This is a genomic window from Aminobacter niigataensis, from assembly GCF_014200015.1.
In the GTDB taxonomy this organism is placed as follows: Bacteria; Pseudomonadota; Alphaproteobacteria; order Rhizobiales; family Rhizobiaceae; genus Aminobacter; species Aminobacter niigataensis.
On the sequence record NZ_JACHOT010000003.1, the window covers coordinates 325,735 to 341,433 of the forward strand.

Here is a 15,699-nt window from a genome sequence, read left to right on the forward strand (position 1 = left end):
CACCGGCCGCATTGCCGAGCCGCTACGCGTTGTCGCAGGCGTTGCTCGGCAGGATGCCGTCGGTCCAATGCGTCTCTCGACAAATCAACGACTTGGCTGCTTCTCGGCGCCACAAACTGGACAAAATTAGTTTAGAATAATTCTAAACTATTGATCCTGCTACGCTTTTTGCGGCTTTTGCGTTGACTTTTGCAGACGCAACGCTTTTATGAAGCCGTGCTTTACCGCGCCTGTCTTTGATGTCTGGGCCTTTAACCCTTTCGATTGGAGCCTACCGGGTGCCTGCCTTCGTCGAACCGTGCCACGGCACGGCTGTTTGCAGCATGGTCTTGCCGAGCCCGGAGCGGGCTTCAAACCGTGCGCATGTCCGAAGCCCGGCCACCCCTGAGCTTTCATTCGAATCCATGCCGCCGATGCAGCAAGTGGCTGTCGGCACACGATATTCCGGCGCGCGTCAGCGCCATCTGGTTCACTGAGGAGAGACCATGCCTGCATCCATCTCGCGCAACCGGCACTTCGGCAGGCTTGCCGCCATTGCGGCGACGAGCGCGCTGACCGCCGCGATCTTCGTGCTGCCGGCGAAGGCCGAGACCGACGCCAAGGCCGTGCTCGCCACCTATTCCGACATCGCACTGGCCAAATACGAGGACTCGCTGACATCAGCCAAGGCACTCGACGCCGCGGTCGAGGCGCTGATAGCCAAGCCGTCGGCGGAAACGCTCACTGTGGCGCGCGAAGCTTGGAAGGCTGCCCGCATCCCCTACCAGCAGACGGAAGTCTACCGTTTCGGCAATTCCATCGTCGACGACTGGGAAGGCCGCGTGAACGCCTGGCCGCTCGACGAAGGCCTGATCGACTATGTCGACAAGGCCTACGGCACCGAATCCGACGAGAACAAGCTCTACACTGCCAACGTGATCGCCAACCCGTCGATCGAGATCAACGGCCAGAAGGTCGATGCCTCGAAGATCACGCCTGAATTCCTGTCCGGCACGCTGCAGGAGGCCGGCGACATCGAGGCCAACGTCGCCAGCGGCTACCACGCCATCGAATTCCTGCTCTGGGGCCAGGACCTCAACGGCACCGGCCCCGGTGCCGGCAACCGCCCCTACACCGACTACGACACGGCCAACTGCACCGGCGGCAATTGCGACCGCCGCGGCCAGTATCTCGCGGCCGCAAGCGACCTCCTGGTCGCCGATCTCGAAGAGATGGTCGGCAACTGGAAGGCCGACGGTGCCGCGCGCAAGGCGCTGCTCGACGGCGAGGCCAATGCCGGCATCTCGACCATCCTGACCGGCATGGGCTCGCTGTCCTACGGCGAACTGGCCGGCGAACGCATGAAGCTCGGCCTGCTGCTGCACGATCCGGAGGAAGAGCACGACTGCTTCTCCGACAACACGCACATCTCGCATCTCTACGACGCGGTCGGCATCCGCAACGCCTATCACGGCAGCTACAAGCGCATCGACGGTTCGACCGTCGAGGGACCGTCGGTCTCCGACATGGTCAAGGCAGCCGACGCCGCCATCGACACCGAACTGTCCGGCAAGCTGGACGCCACGGTTGCCAAGATGGAAGCGATCCAGGCTCGTGCCGTCGGCGGCGAGGCCTACGACCAGCAGATCGGCGAAGGCAATGCCGAGGGCAACGCCACCGTCCAGGCGGCAATCGACGCTCTTGTCGACCAGACCAAGTCGATCGAGCGCGCCGTGGCGACGCTCAAGCTCGATGCCATCGCCTTCGAGGGCTCGGACAGCCTCGACGCTCCGGACAAGGTCTTCCAGTGAGCGCCTGCCGTACCTAGATAATTCAAGCCACGCGGCGCGCACGATGCGCGCCGCCAGCCATCCCAGAGCAAGTCATGCTGATCTGCCATTGCAACCTGATCACCCAAAGGGAGATCGAAGATACGATCATAGAACTCCTGGACAGGGATCCGTGGTCCCTGATCGTGCCGGCAAAGGTCTATCACACGCTGCAAAAGCGCGGGCGCTGTTGCGGCTGCTTTCCAAATGTGGTCGAAACGATCATTCGGGTAACCGAAGCCTATCACGCTCGTACTGAGGCGAGTGGGGTGGATATCGTTTCTCACATGGATCGTGTGAGAGAGTTGCGGGTCCAATTCGGGAGTAGGATCAATGAAGGGCGAAAAACAGGTCATCGAGCGGCTTAACGAAGCGCTTTTCCTCGAGCTCGGCGCGGTCAACCAGTATTGGGTGCACTACCGCCTGCTCGAAGACTGGGGCTACGGCAAGCTGGCCAAGAAGGAACGCGAGGAATCGATCGAGGAGATGCACCACGCCGACAAGCTGGTCGCGCGCATCATCTTCCTCGAAGGCCACCCCAACCTGCAGTCCTTGGCCCCCTTGCGCATCGGGCAGAACGTCAAGGAAGTGCTCGAGAGCGATCTTGCCGGCGAATATGACGCCCGCACCTCCTACAAGAAATCACGGGACGTCTGCTCCCAGCACGGCGACTACGTATCCATGAAGCTCTTCGAGGAGCTGCTTGCCGACGAGGAAGGCCATATCGACTTCCTGGAGACGCAGTTGCAGCTGCTCAACGAGATCGGCGAAGAGAAGTACGGCCAGCTCAACGCCGAGACAGCTGACAAGGCCGAATAGGACATGCCGGAATGCGGCGCACTTTTCTGATCCCGCGCCGCAAGCTGCCGGGTGCACCTGCCAGCACCAACCCAGCCAACGAGACGCGAAGCGCCAAGGCGCTTCGCACCGTTGCTGCATCGGGCCTGATCCTGATCGCCGCGGCCTTACCTTCGGCCGCGGGCGAACAGGTTTCGCCCGGTCTGGCCACCGAGCGCCACGACCTCAAGCCCAAGGACAAGGCGCGCGTCGATAGGGTCGTCAGGCCGACGACCGACTTTTCCAGGCCCGAGCAGTTCGAGCTGATGCAGGGCGGCGCCGGCACCTCGGAGAAGCGCGTCAACCAGGACGCATTCTCGCATTCTTCCGCCAACATCACCTTCGAGGAAGAAGGCACCTTCAAGCTCGGCAACGGCATGTTCCGCAAGCTCTGGGTGTCGTCGCCATCCTCGACGCAGGCTTCCGACGGCCTCGGCCCGCTGTTCAATGCGCGCGCCTGCCAGAGCTGCCACCTGAAAGATGGCCGCGGCCATCCGCCGGAGGGCAATTCCGACGCCACCTCGATGTTCCTGAGGCTGGCACGCCCGGCCGAGACGGAGGAGGAAAAAGCCGCGCTGGCCGAGCGCAAGGTGCTGAACTTCCCCGACCCGGTCTATGGCGGCCAGTTCCAAGACCTGGCCGTGCCCGGGCTCAAGGGCGAAGGCCGGATGGTCATTTCCTACCAGCAGTTCCCGGTCGAGCTGGCCGGCGGCACCAAGATGGTGCTGCGCTGGCCGAGCTATTCGGTGTCCGACCTCGGCTACGGTCCGATGAACCCCAAGACGACGCTGTCGCCGCGCGTCACGCCGCAGATGATCGGCCTCGGGCTGGTCGAGCAGATCCACCCCGCCGACATCCTTGCCAACGCCGATCCCGACGACAAGGACGGCGACGGCATCTCCGGGAAGCCCTCCATCGTCCGCGACCACAAGACCGGGGAACTGACGCTTGGCCGCTTCGGCTGGAAGGCATCGGCGCCGTCGATCCGCCAGCAATCGGCCGACGCCTTCGCCGGCGACATCGGCATCTCGACGCCCGACGTGCCGCACCACTGGGGCGACTGCACCAAGGCGCAAGGCACCTGCCTGGCCATGCCCAATGGCGTGCAGGACAGGCTGGGTCCTGCAGAGGCACCCGACCCGATCATGGACCTCGTCACCTTCTATTCGCAGAACCTCGCCGTGCCGGCGCGCCGCGACATCGACAAGCCGGAGGTGCTGCGCGGCAAGCAGATGTTCTACGAGGCGGGCTGCGCGTCCTGCCACATGCCGAAATTCGTCACCCGGCGCGACGCGCCAAACAAGGCGCAGGCCTTCCAGCTGATCTGGCCCTATTCCGACTTCCTGCTGCACGACATGGGCGAGGATCTCGCCGACGGCCAGCAGGTCGGCGACGCCACCGGCAGGGAATGGCGCACGCCGCCGCTGTGGGGCATCGGACTGACCCAAACCGTCAACGGCCACACTTTCTTCCTGCATGACGGGCGGGCGCGGAACCTGACCGAAGCCATCCTGTGGCACGCCGGCGAAGGACAGGCCGCCCGCGACCGCTTCGCAGCCTTGCCTGCTTCCGACCGTGACGCCCTGATCAAATTCCTGGAGTCGCTCTGATGGCTAGGATTGTCCTCGCAGCATCCCTCGCGCTTTTCGTCGCCCTGCCTGCGGCCCAGTCTAACGAAGCTTCGGACAAGGTGATCTCAGGCGCCATCGAGGGTTTCATCCGGCCCGCCTATGGCAAGCTGGTCGAGGCGAGCACAACGCTTGGCAGGTCCATGGCTACACTCTGCGCGGCGCCGTCGGACGGCAATCTGGATGCCGCACGCGCACAGTTCTCGGCAACCACGGCCACATGGTCGCAAATCGAAATTATCCGCTTCGGCCCGATCACCGAGCAGAATCGGCTCGAACGCATCCTGTTCTGGCCGGACCGCAAGGGCACCGGCCTCAAGCAGGTACAGGCGGCGCTGGCCGACAAGGACGAAACGGCGACCGACGCGGCCAGGCTGGCACAGAAGAGCGTCGCCATGCAGGGCCTTGGCGCGCTGGAGTTCGTGCTGTTCGGCACGGGCGCCGACGATCTCACCGGGGCCGAAGGCGCCTATCGCTGCGCCTATGGCAAGGCGATCTCTGGCAACATCGGCTCGATAGCCTCCGAGGTCGATGCCGCGTGGCGCGACGACAAGGGTTTCGCCGCCCAATGGAAGCATCCGGGCGCCGAAAACCCGCTCTACCGCGATGCGACCGAAGCGGTCACCGAATTGCTCGAAGTCTATGTTAACGGGCTCGAACTGGTGCGCGACGTGCGCGTCAACGGCTTCCTCGGCGAGGAGGCAAAAGCCGACAAGCCGAAACAGGCGCTCTACTGGCGCTCGCAAGGCACTGCTGCTTCGCTCGGCGGCAACATATCAGGCATGAAGGCGCTGTTCGACGCCTCGCAGTTCGGCAGCCTGCTATCCGACGATTCCCGGTGGGTTGCCCAGTCGATCGAATTCGAGTTCGCCAACGCGCAGAACGCTGTGGCTGCGGTCTCCGGCCCGATCGATGCAGCACTCGCCGACACCGAAATGCGCAGCAAGCTCGGCTATTTCGGCGTGGTGACTTCGAGCCTTTCCGAACTGTTCGGGACGCGCCTTGCCGGCGCGCTTGGCCTCACCGCCGGCTTCTCCTCGCTCGACGGCGACTGAGGGTTCGGCGATGCGCACGCCCCTGTTCGATCGCCGCGACTTCCTCAAGGCCGCCGGTACGTCCTTCCTGATGGCGCTCGCCCCGACGAAACGTGCGCTGGCGCTCGACACCGACGCTATGTTCGCCACTGCTTACCAAGCACGCTCAGGCGAATACGGCGTCGCGGTGCTGTCCGAGGCCGGCAAGATCTTGCACAGCGTGGCCCTGCCCGAGCGCGGCCACGACGTGACCTTCGATCCCCATTCGCGCAAGTCGGTGGTGTTCGCCCGCCAGCCGGGCACCTTCATGCTCGTGTTCGACCACACCGGCCGGGAGGAGCCGCTGACCATCCCGAGCATCGCCGGCCGCCACTATTACGGCCACGGCGTGTTCTCGCCCGACGGCGCACTGCTCTACGTGACGGAGAACGACTTCGACAACGCCGCCGGCATGGTCGGCGTCTATGACACCCGCGACGGCTTCCGCCGCCTCAGCGAGTTCCCGACCCATGGGGTGGGCCCGCACGAGCTGATCCTGCTCGGCGACGGCCGCACGCTGGCCATCTGCAACGGCGGCATCGAGACCCACCCGGATTTCGGCCGCGCCAAGCTCAACATCCCGACCATGAAGCCATCCTTCGTGCTGGTCGACCGCGTTTCCGGCGACCTCATCGAAAAGCACGAGCTGCCTGAGAAACTGCACCAGCTGTCGATCCGGCACATGGACATCGACGCCCAGGGCACCGTGTGGTTCGGCTGCCAGCACGAGGGCCCTGCCAGCGAAAAGCCGCTGCTGGTCGGACGCGCCGCGCGCGGCAAAGAGCTTGAGATGCTCGACATGCCCGAGAGCATCTTGGGCGGCTTCCGCAACTATATCGGCTCGGTGGCGGCCAACCGCAGTGCCGGGCTGATTGCCGTCTCCTCGCCACAGGGCAACGCCTGGGCGACGATCGAGGCGAGGACTGGCAAGGTGGTGGCGAAGAACGATCTGGTCGAGGTCTGCGGCCTCGCGCCCGACGGCGACGGCTTCCTCGCCACGACCGGCGCCGGCCTTATTGTCGCGCCCGGCGGCAAGGAAACAGACGATGCGCAGCATGTCTGGGACAATCACATGCTGCGCATCAATTTGCGAAAAACGTAAGCTGATGCTTACGCAACAAGCTTAGACAAGCCCGGAGACATCCGAATAGGCGACGGACCGGCGCAGAACGGCCAAGAACTTCTCGCCTGCAATCTCGGGCGTGCCGGAATTGTCGATCAGCGCATGGCCTGGGCCGGAGAGATCGTGCGGGGCGGTGCGGGCGAGCCGCGCCAGAACCTCGCCGCGCGACTCGCGGCCACGCGCGGCAAGACGGGTCGCGAGGACTTCGGGGGCAGCGGTGATCTCAACGACCGCGACATGGGCGTAACGCGCGCGCAGGGCCGGGATGACGCCGCGCGAGGTGTTGGCGACGACGACGTGGCCGACCGAGATCGCGTCGTCGACCGACGCCGGTATGCCGTAGCGCAGGCCATGCGCTTCCCACGACAGCGCAAAAGCGCCTGACGCCTCGGCGTCGACAAAGGCCGCATCGGCCAGCGTGTCGTGGTCTTCGGTGGCACCGTCGCTGTTGCGGGTGATGACGCGGCGGGCGAACTCGACATGGTCGTCGTCGGTCAGGCGCTCGCGGACATAGGCAATCAGCGTGTCCTTGCCGGCGCCGCTGGGACCAACGACGGCGACGAACACCCCGTTGCGTACAGGCGCGCCGACACGGGTCAATTCACGCTCGATCAATGCTGAAACCATCATGCGACGTCATATCCTCCATGCCAGACCCCCGCCCGGCGGCGCCGGGACCCTTGGCAGGCAACGGCGCATTGAACATCTCCGGTGCCGCCCTGTCACGCGCCATGGGTTGGACCACGGGCGGACGGCGGCGCTGCGATGCCAATAGGCGATTTGCATGACGGAATGACGAAACGCAACGCATCGACAGACTTGGTTGCGTTGAAGGGCTTTAGTCGCTCGACGCGGAGCGGGGCGGCTCAACATCATCAACCTCCCCGGATTGGCTTGAAACTACGGATGGCGCCCGCCGCCGCATTTCGGTTTCGAATTCCTGGACCGTGATGATGCCCTCATTGACCCAGGCGCGCAGCCAGCTTTCCTCCACCTGTTCCAGTGGAATCGTATTCCTGCTTTTCAATTCCGTTCATTTGCCTCCACCGGCGCTGGCCCGTGCTTCGCACCCGCCGAAGGCAGTGACCCGCCCTTCGCAAGCTCGCTCTAATCTATGAGCGCTATGGACATTCGTTGGGCGCTGCAACCCGACCTATATAATCGAATATATATTCCAGTAATTTAATAGAATAGGCCAGTAGAAAATTCCGGCTCAAATGTCGCCATTGGGCGAAACCAAATACTCTCGATGGCAGCATGAATATATGTCGGGTGTGGTCACGCAAATGCACCCGCCAGCCTTGGCCAGCGGGCTCACCAGAAGGCGGCAAAGTCTCGGCTACGCCACCTTGTCGCGGACCTGATAGTCCTTGATGGCGGCGAAGCGGATCATCTTCCAGCGCTCGGCCTCGTAGTTGAGCGAGAACTCGTGCTGGGCGAGGAACACCGGATCGTTGTCGAGATCGCGGGCGATGTCGCCGCGATGGCTTTCGATGAAGCGATGCAGGTCGGCCGCATCGTCGGCATCGATCCAGCGGCAGATCGAAAACCGCGCCATCTCGAAATCGACAGGCAGCGTGTATTCGACAGACAGCCGCTCCTTGAGCACGTCGATCTGCAGCGCGCCGACGACGCCGACGATGGCAGGCGAGCCGTCCTCCGGCTGGAACAGCTGGACGACGCCCTCTTCGGCCATCTGGTGCAGCGCTTCCTTGAGCTTCTTGGCCTTCATCGCGTCGCCCAGGCGCACGCGGCGCAGGATTTCCGGCGCAAAGTTGGGCACGCCGCGGAACAGGATGTCCTCGCCCTCGGTCAGCGTGTCACCGATGCGCAGCGTGCCGTGATTGGGAATGCCGACCACGTCGCCGGCATAGGCCTCGTCGGCGGTGATGCGCGAACGGGCGAAGAAGAACTGCGGCGCCGACAGGCTCATCGGCTTGCCGGTGCGCACGAGCTTGGCCTTCATGCCGCGCTTGAGCTCGCCCGAGCAGACGCGGACAAAGGCGATGCGGTCTCGGTGGTTGGGGTCCATGTTGGCCTGGATCTTGAAGACGAAGGACGTCATCTTCTCCTCCGTCGCCTCGACCTTGCGCGTGTCGGCCTCCTGGGCGCGTGGTGCCGGGCCGAATTCGCCCAGCGCCTCGATCAGGTCGCGGACGCCGAAATTGCGCAGCGCCGAGCCGAAATAGACCGGCGTCAGGTGGCCTTCGCGGAACGCCTGGAGATCGAAGGGCCGGCAGGCCTCGCGGGCCAGTTCCAGCTCCTCGATGAAGGCGGGGCGATCGTTGTCGGGCAGAAGGCCGGCGGCGCGGTTGGAATCGGGGCCATGGACCTCGGTGCGCTCCTTCTCGTCGTCGCCGCGGCGCACCGCGTTCTGGGCGAGGTGGTAGGTGCCGGCAAAGGTCTTGCCCTGGCCGATTGGCCAGGTGATCGGAGCGGTGTCGAGCGCCAGCTTCTCCTCGATCTCGTCGAGGACCTCGAAGGTGTTGCGCGCCTCGCGGTCCATCTTGTTGACGAAGGTGATGATCGGGATGTCGCGCAGGCGGCAGACCTCGAACAGCTTCAGCGTGCGCGGCTCGATGCCCTTGGCGGCGTCGATGACCATGACGGCCGAGTCAACCGCCGAAAGTGTGCGATAGGTGTCGTCAGCGAAGTCCTCGTGGCCGGGCGTGTCGAGCAGGTTGAAGACGTTGTCGCCATATTCGAAGGTCATCACCGAGGTGACGACCGAGATGCCGCGCTCGCGCTCGATCTTCATCCAGTCGGAGCGGGTCTGGATCTTGTCCTTCTTGGCCTTGACCTCGCCGGCGAGCTGGATCGCGCCGCCGAACAGCAGCAGCTTTTCGGTCAGCGTCGTCTTGCCGGCGTCAGGGTGCGCGATGATCGCGAAGGTGCGGCGGCGCGCCACCGCCTTTTCGATGTCTTCAGCCATCGGGGATTCCTTGTGATGGCGGGCTTCTAACAGCCGATGCCGCGCCTGTCGAGGAATTGGAACGATGCGTCGATGTCCTCCCCCTCATGGGGGAGGGAGGCGTAGGCGTCGCGCCTAGCGCAGGTCAGCCCCTCAACTCAAACCCACCCTCGGCCACCGTCTCGCCATTGACGATCAGTTCTATCAGATGGTGGCCGGGATAATGCTTGCGCGTGGTGAAGTCGCGCACCGCCTGGCTGATCGAAAGCTCCTTCTGGCCGCCCGGCGCCAGGTTGATTTCCTTGAGCTTGAACACCTTCTTCGAGCTGCCGCCGCTTTTCTTGACGTAGTGGACGGCATAGTCGACCACCAGCTGCTGGACCGTCTCGGCGGTCGAGGCGATGCTGGCCTTGAGCGTGATGCGGCCGCCGAGCAGGATGGCAGCCGGCTGGATCGCAAAGGTGTCGACACGCACCATCGGCTTGCCCGTCGTACCGATCGCGCCAAGCGCCCGCGCGTCACCCTTCTTGATCATCGTGCGCAGCGCATGCTTGACGATCCAGGCAGTGTTCCTGTCGTCCATGTCCCAGCCTGAGACGCGGTCGATGACCTTGTCGGGGTGATCCTTGGAAATGTCGTTGAGGTGGTTGGCCACCGACTTGCGCACATAGAGGCTCGGGTCGCTCCTGAGCGCCTCGAGGATCGGCGCCGTCGGCGACGGATCCTTGATCAGTTGCTTGAGCTGGAACGACCACGGCAGCCGCGGGCGCGAACCCTCGCTGGCCAGGCGTCGCACATGCTCGTTGTCGTCGAGCGCCCAGCCATGCATCACCTCAAGCGTCCTGTCGAAATCCTTGGCCAGGAAATGACGGATGGCGAACTCGGCCGAACCGAAGCGGGTGAAGGAGCTCAGCGCCTGCATCGACAGATCGAAGTGGCCCTTGCCGTACAGTGCGACATATTCGGAAAGCACGATCGAGGCGAAGCCATGCTGGATGCGCGGCGCCAGTTCGTGCAGCACTTCGATCGCGTGCTCGAAGCCGCCGGGCAGGCTGCCATGCAAGCTCGTTGCCGTCTGGCGCAAACGCTGCATGATACCGAGTTCATCGAGGTTCTCGGTCGCCAGGGAAAGGAATTTTTCCGCATCGAAAGCAGGCGAGATGGAGGCCGTTTCGTCAGCGATATGGCGAAGCCGGTCCCGATCGAAAATCTCCTTGAGCGCCGGGGCGGCTTGCGTCTGGTCTTCCATCATCGGTTTCGTCCCTGTTCAGCGCCCCCGCGCCGACCCTTGTGCGTCCGTCCGGACGCACGGGCTCTGCGCAAATACGAACCGAACCGCGAAACTGCAAACAATCTCCTGCCAAGGGTCTGTCAGGAGATTTTGAAAGGCCGCTGCGTCGAGACCGCATGTTGCCGTTGACGGTTGTGCCCGACAGGCGGAAAATATTCTTGGATGGTCGATGAACAGGACGCCGCTTCCTCGACAATCAGGGAGGTCGCCATGACCATTCACCAGGAAGTGCATCTCAAGGGCACGCCAAAGGACATCTACGACCTGCTTCTCAACTCCGCCCGGTTCCAGGCGATGACGGGCGGGCGATCGGCCCATATCTCGACGCATGAGGGCGGCGAGGTGTCGATCTTCGGTGGCGACATCGAGGCCCGCAACATCGAGCTCGTGCCCAACCGCCGCATCGTCCAGACATGGCGTTCGCGGGCGTGGCCCGAAGGCATCTTTTCGATCGTGCGCTTCGAGCTGCAGGCCGACGGCACGGGAACCAGGCTTGTTTTCGACCAGAATGGCTATCCCAGGTCGACGCACGCAATGCTCGATGAAGGCTGGCAAAAGATGTACTGGGAGCCGATGAACAAGGCACTGACGCATCATTGAATGACAGCCAGAGTGGCGTCGCTCAGGTCCACCGACCGATGGTGCAAGCGCCATCACGCATCCGCAGCCTGGCGCGCCAGTTCGACATACTCCGCCACATGCCGGTCCTGAATATCCGGAACCGCAAAGAGCTTGATGTGGCGCCGCAGCTTGCCTTGCCCCTGGAGCAGACGGTGCCTATCCGGCAAGGACGCACCTGCGCTGAATTCCAGCGTGACGTGACCGGCATATGGGAAGACACCGCAAAACGCCGCCCGCGACGAAAACAGGATGCCGCCGTACTTGATCTCCTCGGCGATGGACGGAGCGGACTGCCGCACGATCTCGCGCAGCCGCGACACGATCGCGCAGTGGTCTGCGTGACGGTCGCGCAGATCGTCGAGGAACGCCTGGATGCGACTACCGTTCATGGGCAACTCGTGGCGCGTAAAATTGCCTGAACTCGGCAGATGGCTCCCGATTGGAGTAGATGTAGAGCGCGATGCCATTGGGATCCTCGATCGCGAAGCCACGATCACCCCAAGAATGGTCCTCGATTGGCATGACAGGCACGAGCCCGGCCTCCGTCATCAGCCGATGCGCGTCATCGACGTCTTCAACGCAGAAATTGTAGGTCAGCCCCGCCGTATTGCATAAGGGCTGGTCCCCCTGCGGCTCCATGAACTGCAGTGAAAGGCCTTCTCCAAATTCAAGGCTGACAAACCATCCGCAATCGAAAGCGGGGCGCGCGCCGAAATGCCTGATGTAAAATTCGCGCGTCTCGGCGACGCGTTTCGTCGTGATGCACGGAGATGCAGTTGTCGGACGCATCCGTCGGCCTCTTCTAAGGTGTCGATTGGTTGTGCGGGAGGGTCAGTCCGGCATGGCCGAGGCAATCTCGACGAGGCAACCATTGAGATCGCGGACATAACCAACAATCTGCCCCCACGGCTTGTTTTCCGGTGGCTTGACCGGCGTGGCGCCGGCGGCAACCGCGTTGAGATAGGCTTCCTGGGGATCGTGAAAGATCAGCGCCAGTTCGAACCCTGCCGCCACGTCGTTCTTGCGGTTGGCGCGAATGGCCAGGCCATTCATCTCCGCCATGGCCTCGCCGGCGAAGGAGAGGGTTGTCTGGCCCGTGTCCATTTCGGCGTAGAGATTGCTCTCATGGATGAACTTGCGCGGCAGGCCAAAGGCAGCTTCGTAAAACGAGACGGTCGCCTCGACATCGGCAACGTAAAGGATCGTGTAGCCAAGGCGTGCAGCCATCGAAACATCTCCGGACAAGGGCCCGTTAACAGGGACCAGGGCACAGGCTTGGACGAGCCGCGCCTAGTGGCCAATCATACACCGGGCTCCAATGCGATCTTGAACAAATCGGACATCAGTCGCCCAAACTGACGAGGGTGACATCGGGAAGTCGCGCCGGCGAGAAGCCTCCCATGCGACGGAACACGCGGCTCATATGCGCCTGATCCGAAAAGCCCGCCTCCAGCGCGGCGCTTGCCGGGCTCAGACGGTGATCCCGAAGCAGCCGCAAGGCGCGGTGGAACCGCAGGATTGCGGCAAAGGTCTTCGGCGCAAGCCCCGTTGCCTTGAAGACGACGCGCTGCACTGTCCGTTCCGAGATGGCATGCATATCGGCGACGTCACTTATGCGCAGGCGGCCTCCGGAGGCGTGAATGGCGCTAATCACGCCGCGGCTCAGCGGCGCCGGCTTCAAGCGACTGTCGGCGGCGCGACGCCGGAGAAAACCTGTGAGGCGCTCAACGAGCTCGTTCTGGTCGCGAGCAGGCAGGCAGAGCGATTTCAGATCGGGGCATGCCGCAAGTGCGTCGGGGCCAATCAGATTGGCGTTCGTCAGTTCCGCCGGCTCGAAGCCGAGAACGGTCTCGAAACAGCCCGGTCGAAGGCGGATGCCGACAAAGCCCATGCCGGGTTCGATCGGCACATCGTAAAAACGCGTTGTCGGACCGGTGACGACTACGGCCATCTCAACGATCGGCCTTTGCTTGGCATCGAATCTGAGAATGATGTCGCAACGACCATCCGGCAAGACACGGTAGCTTCCGGCGCGATCGCTGACGGAGGTCCACACTGCCTCGACCTCTTCGCCGAGGTCGGCAAGCCGGCTCAGTTCGGTGTAGCGGGCCGACAGGGTCATTTCTCGGGCCGCTCGATCCAGTTGGTCAAGAACACTTGGGTGATGGCCGCCTCAGCCGGCCAATGCATCGCTGGCAGCTAGCAGATTTCAGCCGGCCATTGCCAGTTGCGCCACTGCCGGTTCGAAGGGGCAGACCGTCATGCCCTGCCGCGTCATGGTGACGAAGCTCGATGGCGGCACGGCCTGCCAGCTCTCGCCTTCGCGATCGAAGGGCTCCGAGACGATGCAGCGTCCGGTGGCGCCCTCGCGCGTGTAGAGCGTCGGCGCCTGCGCGTCGGTGGCATAGCGGACGGCAAAAAGGTTCTCGCCGTCGCTGAAGGCCGCCGTCAGCTTGAACGACGCGGCCATGCCCACAGCCTCCGATGCCTCGATCACGCGCCGCGCGGCCCGCGCCACCGCAACTTGCGGGTCGGCATCCAGCCCCTCCTCCAGCATCAGCAGGAAGAACAGCTCGGAATCGGTCGTGCCCTGGCGCTGGTCGTAGAGCGTGTCGCAAACGGCGGCCTCGAGCCGGCGGCGGATGCGCTCGAAGCCCGAGATCTGGCCGTTGTGCATGAAGCTCCAGCGGCCCGAGACGAAGGGGTGGCAATTGGCCCGGCTGGTGCCGCCGCCTGTCGCTGCGCGCACATGCGCCAGGAACAAACTCGACTTGATCTGCCGGCACAGGCTCTTGAGATTGGGGTCCGACCATGCCGGCAGGATGTCGCGGTAAAGTCCGGGTTCGGGCCGGTCGCCATACCAGGCCAGCCCGAAGCCGTCGCCATTGGTCGCCGACTTCGCTTCCTGGGCGCAATGGCTCTGCGCGATCAGCGAATGGCAGGGCGCGGAAACGATGTCTTCGAGAAAGACCTCTTCACCGAGATAGGCGGCCCACCGGCACATGGCTCTTCGACCTCAAATTCAGCCCGCAATAAGGACGCAGGACCGCGCCCAGACTCGGCCAACATGGATAACAAATCGTAAATGCTCGGACGCGCACCCAGCCGAGCTTCGCCATCCGTTTGTGTCGCGGCTATGGCAAAGGGTTCACATCGGACCGTCATGCAAAAACCACACAGCCCCGTCGTTGCAAGCAAGCCATGCGGAGATCGGGATTGACGTTCCCCAAGCACCGTCCCATAGGATCGCCGCCATGAAATCCGTCGCCGAAAACTCTTCCGCCCCCGTCATCGGGATCGTCCGCTTGCCGCACGCCGGCGACCTGGCCCTGCCGGTCTACGAAACCGACGGTTCCGCCGGCATGGACCTGCGCGCCGCTGTGCCGGAGGACCGGCCGCTGCTGATCCTGCCGGGCAAGCGCGCGCTGGTGCCGACCGGCCTGATCTTCGAGATCCCCGAAGGCTTCGAAGGCCAGGTGCGTCCGCGCTCCGGCCTCGCCTTCAAGCACGGCATCACCTGCCTCAACACGCCCGGCACCATCGACAGCGACTATCGCGGCGAGGTCAAGGTGCTGCTGATCAACCATGGCGACGAGGACTTCTATGTCGAGCGCGGCATGCGCATCGCCCAGATGGTGATCGCTTCGGTAACCCGCGTTGCGATCGAGGAACGCGACCTCGCCAACGAGACTACGCGCGGCGCCGGTGGCTTCGGCTCGACCGGCACGGCATGAGCAAACCCAAGCTCGTCATCTTCGACTGCGACGGCGTGCTCGTCGACACCGAGCCGCTGGCCAACCGGCGGCTGTCGTCGTGGCTGACCGAAGCCGGCTATCCCGTGACCTACGAGGACTGCCGCCGCCAGTTCGTCGGCCGTAGCCTGGTGTCGGTGCAGAAAGAGGTCGAGGCGACCGGCGCCATCCTCGGACCCGATTTCGTCGAGCGCTGGTATCGCGAACTGCCTGAGCTGTTCGAGACGGGCGTGCAGGCGATCCCGCACATCGAGACCTTCGTCTCCGCCGTCCAGACCGCCGGCATCGCCTATTGCGTGGCGTCTTCGGCGCGTGTCGCCAAGATGCACATGACGCTCGGCCAGACCGGGCTGCTGCCTTATTTCCGCGACGTGCTGTTCTCGGCCACCATGGTCGAGCGCGGCAAGCCGTTTCCCGACCTCTTCCTGCACGCCGCCGGCGCGATGGGCTTTCAGCCTTCCGACTGCATCGTCATCGAGGACAGCGTCGCCGGCGCCCAGGCGGGGCGTGCTGCCGGCATGCGGGTGTTCGCCTACCACGCCGACCCGCACTCGGACCGCGAGGGCCTTGCGGCCACCGGTGCCGTGCTGTTCGACGACATGCGCAAGCTGGCGGGACTGATCCCGATCGGCTGAAACAGGATTTGTGAGGCTCC

General features: G+C 63.9%; 17 protein-coding genes. 9 read left to right on the forward strand and 8 right to left on the reverse strand.

Annotated elements, in window-relative coordinates:
• Positions 1–485: 485 nt before the first annotated feature.
• From GGQ99_RS14600 to GGQ99_RS14625, 6 genes are all read left to right on the forward strand, one after another.
• A complete protein-coding gene (locus tag GGQ99_RS14600; protein ID WP_108605797.1) occupies positions 486–1,790 on the forward strand; it encodes an imelysin family protein in 1,305 nt (434 codons plus the stop codon).
• A gap of 74 nt (positions 1,791–1,864) precedes the next feature.
• Positions 1,865–2,176: a (2Fe-2S)-binding protein gene (locus GGQ99_RS14605; RefSeq protein WP_108605798.1), complete on the forward strand. Its 312-nt coding sequence runs from the start codon at positions 1,865–1,867 to the stop codon at positions 2,174–2,176.
• A complete protein-coding gene (bfr, locus tag GGQ99_RS14610; RefSeq protein WP_055972116.1) occupies positions 2,142–2,627 on the forward strand; it encodes a bacterioferritin in 486 nt (161 codons plus the stop codon). The genes GGQ99_RS14605 and bfr overlap by 35 nt, the downstream gene beginning before the upstream one ends.
• 11 nt (positions 2,628–2,638) lie before the next feature.
• A complete protein-coding gene (locus GGQ99_RS14615; RefSeq protein WP_183263085.1) occupies positions 2,639–4,255 on the forward strand; it encodes a di-heme oxidoreductase family protein in 1,617 nt (538 codons plus the stop codon).
• Positions 4,255–5,328, forward strand: a complete 1,074-nt coding sequence (locus tag GGQ99_RS14620) for an imelysin family protein (RefSeq protein WP_183263086.1) — start codon at positions 4,255–4,257, stop codon at positions 5,326–5,328. Before GGQ99_RS14615 ends, GGQ99_RS14620 begins: the two co-directional genes overlap by 1 nt.
• A 10-nt stretch (positions 5,329–5,338) precedes the next feature.
• Entirely contained in the window at positions 5,339–6,448 is a 1,110-nt protein-coding gene (locus GGQ99_RS14625; protein WP_183263087.1) for a DUF1513 domain-containing protein, read from the forward strand.
• A 21-nt stretch (positions 6,449–6,469) separates the two neighbouring features.
• On the opposite strand, the gene phnN is transcribed toward GGQ99_RS14625, so the two are convergent.
• The 3 genes from phnN to GGQ99_RS14640 all read right to left on the reverse strand — a co-directional run bounded on the left by phnN (position 6,470) and on the right by GGQ99_RS14640 (position 10,632).
• Positions 6,470–7,099, reverse strand: a complete 630-nt coding sequence (gene phnN / locus GGQ99_RS14630; protein ID WP_183263088.1) for a phosphonate metabolism protein/1,5-bisphosphokinase (PRPP-forming) PhnN — start codon at positions 7,097–7,099, stop codon at positions 6,470–6,472.
• A 709-nt stretch (positions 7,100–7,808) separates the two neighbouring features.
• Positions 7,809–9,401 (reverse strand): peptide chain release factor 3, encoded by a 1,593-nt coding sequence (locus GGQ99_RS14635; RefSeq protein WP_108605803.1) that lies wholly within the window; start codon positions 9,399–9,401, stop codon positions 7,809–7,811.
• Positions 9,402–9,525: 124 nt separating this feature from the next.
• Entirely contained in the window at positions 9,526–10,632 is a 1,107-nt protein-coding gene (locus tag GGQ99_RS14640) for a DNA alkylation repair protein (protein ID WP_183263089.1), read from the reverse strand.
• 249 nt (positions 10,633–10,881) lie between these two features.
• Between GGQ99_RS14640 and GGQ99_RS14645 the strand changes: the two genes are divergently transcribed.
• Positions 10,882–11,271, forward strand: a complete 390-nt coding sequence (locus GGQ99_RS14645) for an SRPBCC domain-containing protein (RefSeq protein WP_183263090.1) — start codon at positions 10,882–10,884, stop codon at positions 11,269–11,271.
• A gap of 53 nt (positions 11,272–11,324) precedes the next feature.
• On the opposite strand, the gene GGQ99_RS14650 is transcribed toward GGQ99_RS14645, so the two are convergent.
• The 5 genes from GGQ99_RS14650 to GGQ99_RS14670 all read right to left on the reverse strand — a co-directional run bounded on the left by GGQ99_RS14650 (position 11,325) and on the right by GGQ99_RS14670 (position 14,296).
• Complete coding sequence (locus GGQ99_RS14650) at positions 11,325–11,681, reverse strand: DUF1801 domain-containing protein (RefSeq protein WP_183263091.1); 357 nt, start codon at positions 11,679–11,681, stop codon at positions 11,325–11,327.
• A complete protein-coding gene (locus GGQ99_RS14655; protein ID WP_183263092.1) occupies positions 11,671–12,081 on the reverse strand; it encodes a VOC family protein in 411 nt (136 codons plus the stop codon). The genes GGQ99_RS14650 and GGQ99_RS14655 overlap by 11 nt, the downstream gene beginning before the upstream one ends.
• Before the next feature lie 42 nt (positions 12,082–12,123).
• The gene (locus GGQ99_RS14660; RefSeq protein ID WP_108605807.1) at positions 12,124–12,519 is read right to left on the reverse strand and encodes a VOC family protein; all 396 of its coding nucleotides are present in this window, start codon (positions 12,517–12,519) and stop codon (positions 12,124–12,126) included.
• 115 nt (positions 12,520–12,634) lie between these two features.
• Positions 12,635–13,414: a helix-turn-helix domain-containing protein gene (locus GGQ99_RS14665; protein ID WP_183263093.1), complete on the reverse strand. Its 780-nt coding sequence runs from the start codon at positions 13,412–13,414 to the stop codon at positions 12,635–12,637.
• A gap of 87 nt (positions 13,415–13,501) precedes the next feature.
• Positions 13,502–14,296 carry a class II glutamine amidotransferase gene (locus GGQ99_RS14670; RefSeq protein WP_183263094.1) on the reverse strand — a complete coding sequence of 265 codons (795 nt, stop codon included), beginning with the start codon at positions 14,294–14,296 and terminating at the stop codon, positions 13,502–13,504.
• Between the two features lie 250 nt (positions 14,297–14,546).
• On the opposite strand from GGQ99_RS14670, the gene dut reads away from it, so the two are divergent.
• Complete coding sequence (gene dut / locus GGQ99_RS14675) at positions 14,547–15,026, forward strand: dUTP diphosphatase (RefSeq protein ID WP_183263095.1); 480 nt, start codon at positions 14,547–14,549, stop codon at positions 15,024–15,026.
• Positions 15,023–15,679: an HAD family hydrolase gene (locus GGQ99_RS14680; RefSeq protein ID WP_183263096.1), complete on the forward strand. Its 657-nt coding sequence runs from the start codon at positions 15,023–15,025 to the stop codon at positions 15,677–15,679. The genes dut and GGQ99_RS14680 overlap by 4 nt, the downstream gene beginning before the upstream one ends.
• Positions 15,680–15,699 lie beyond the last annotated feature (20 nt).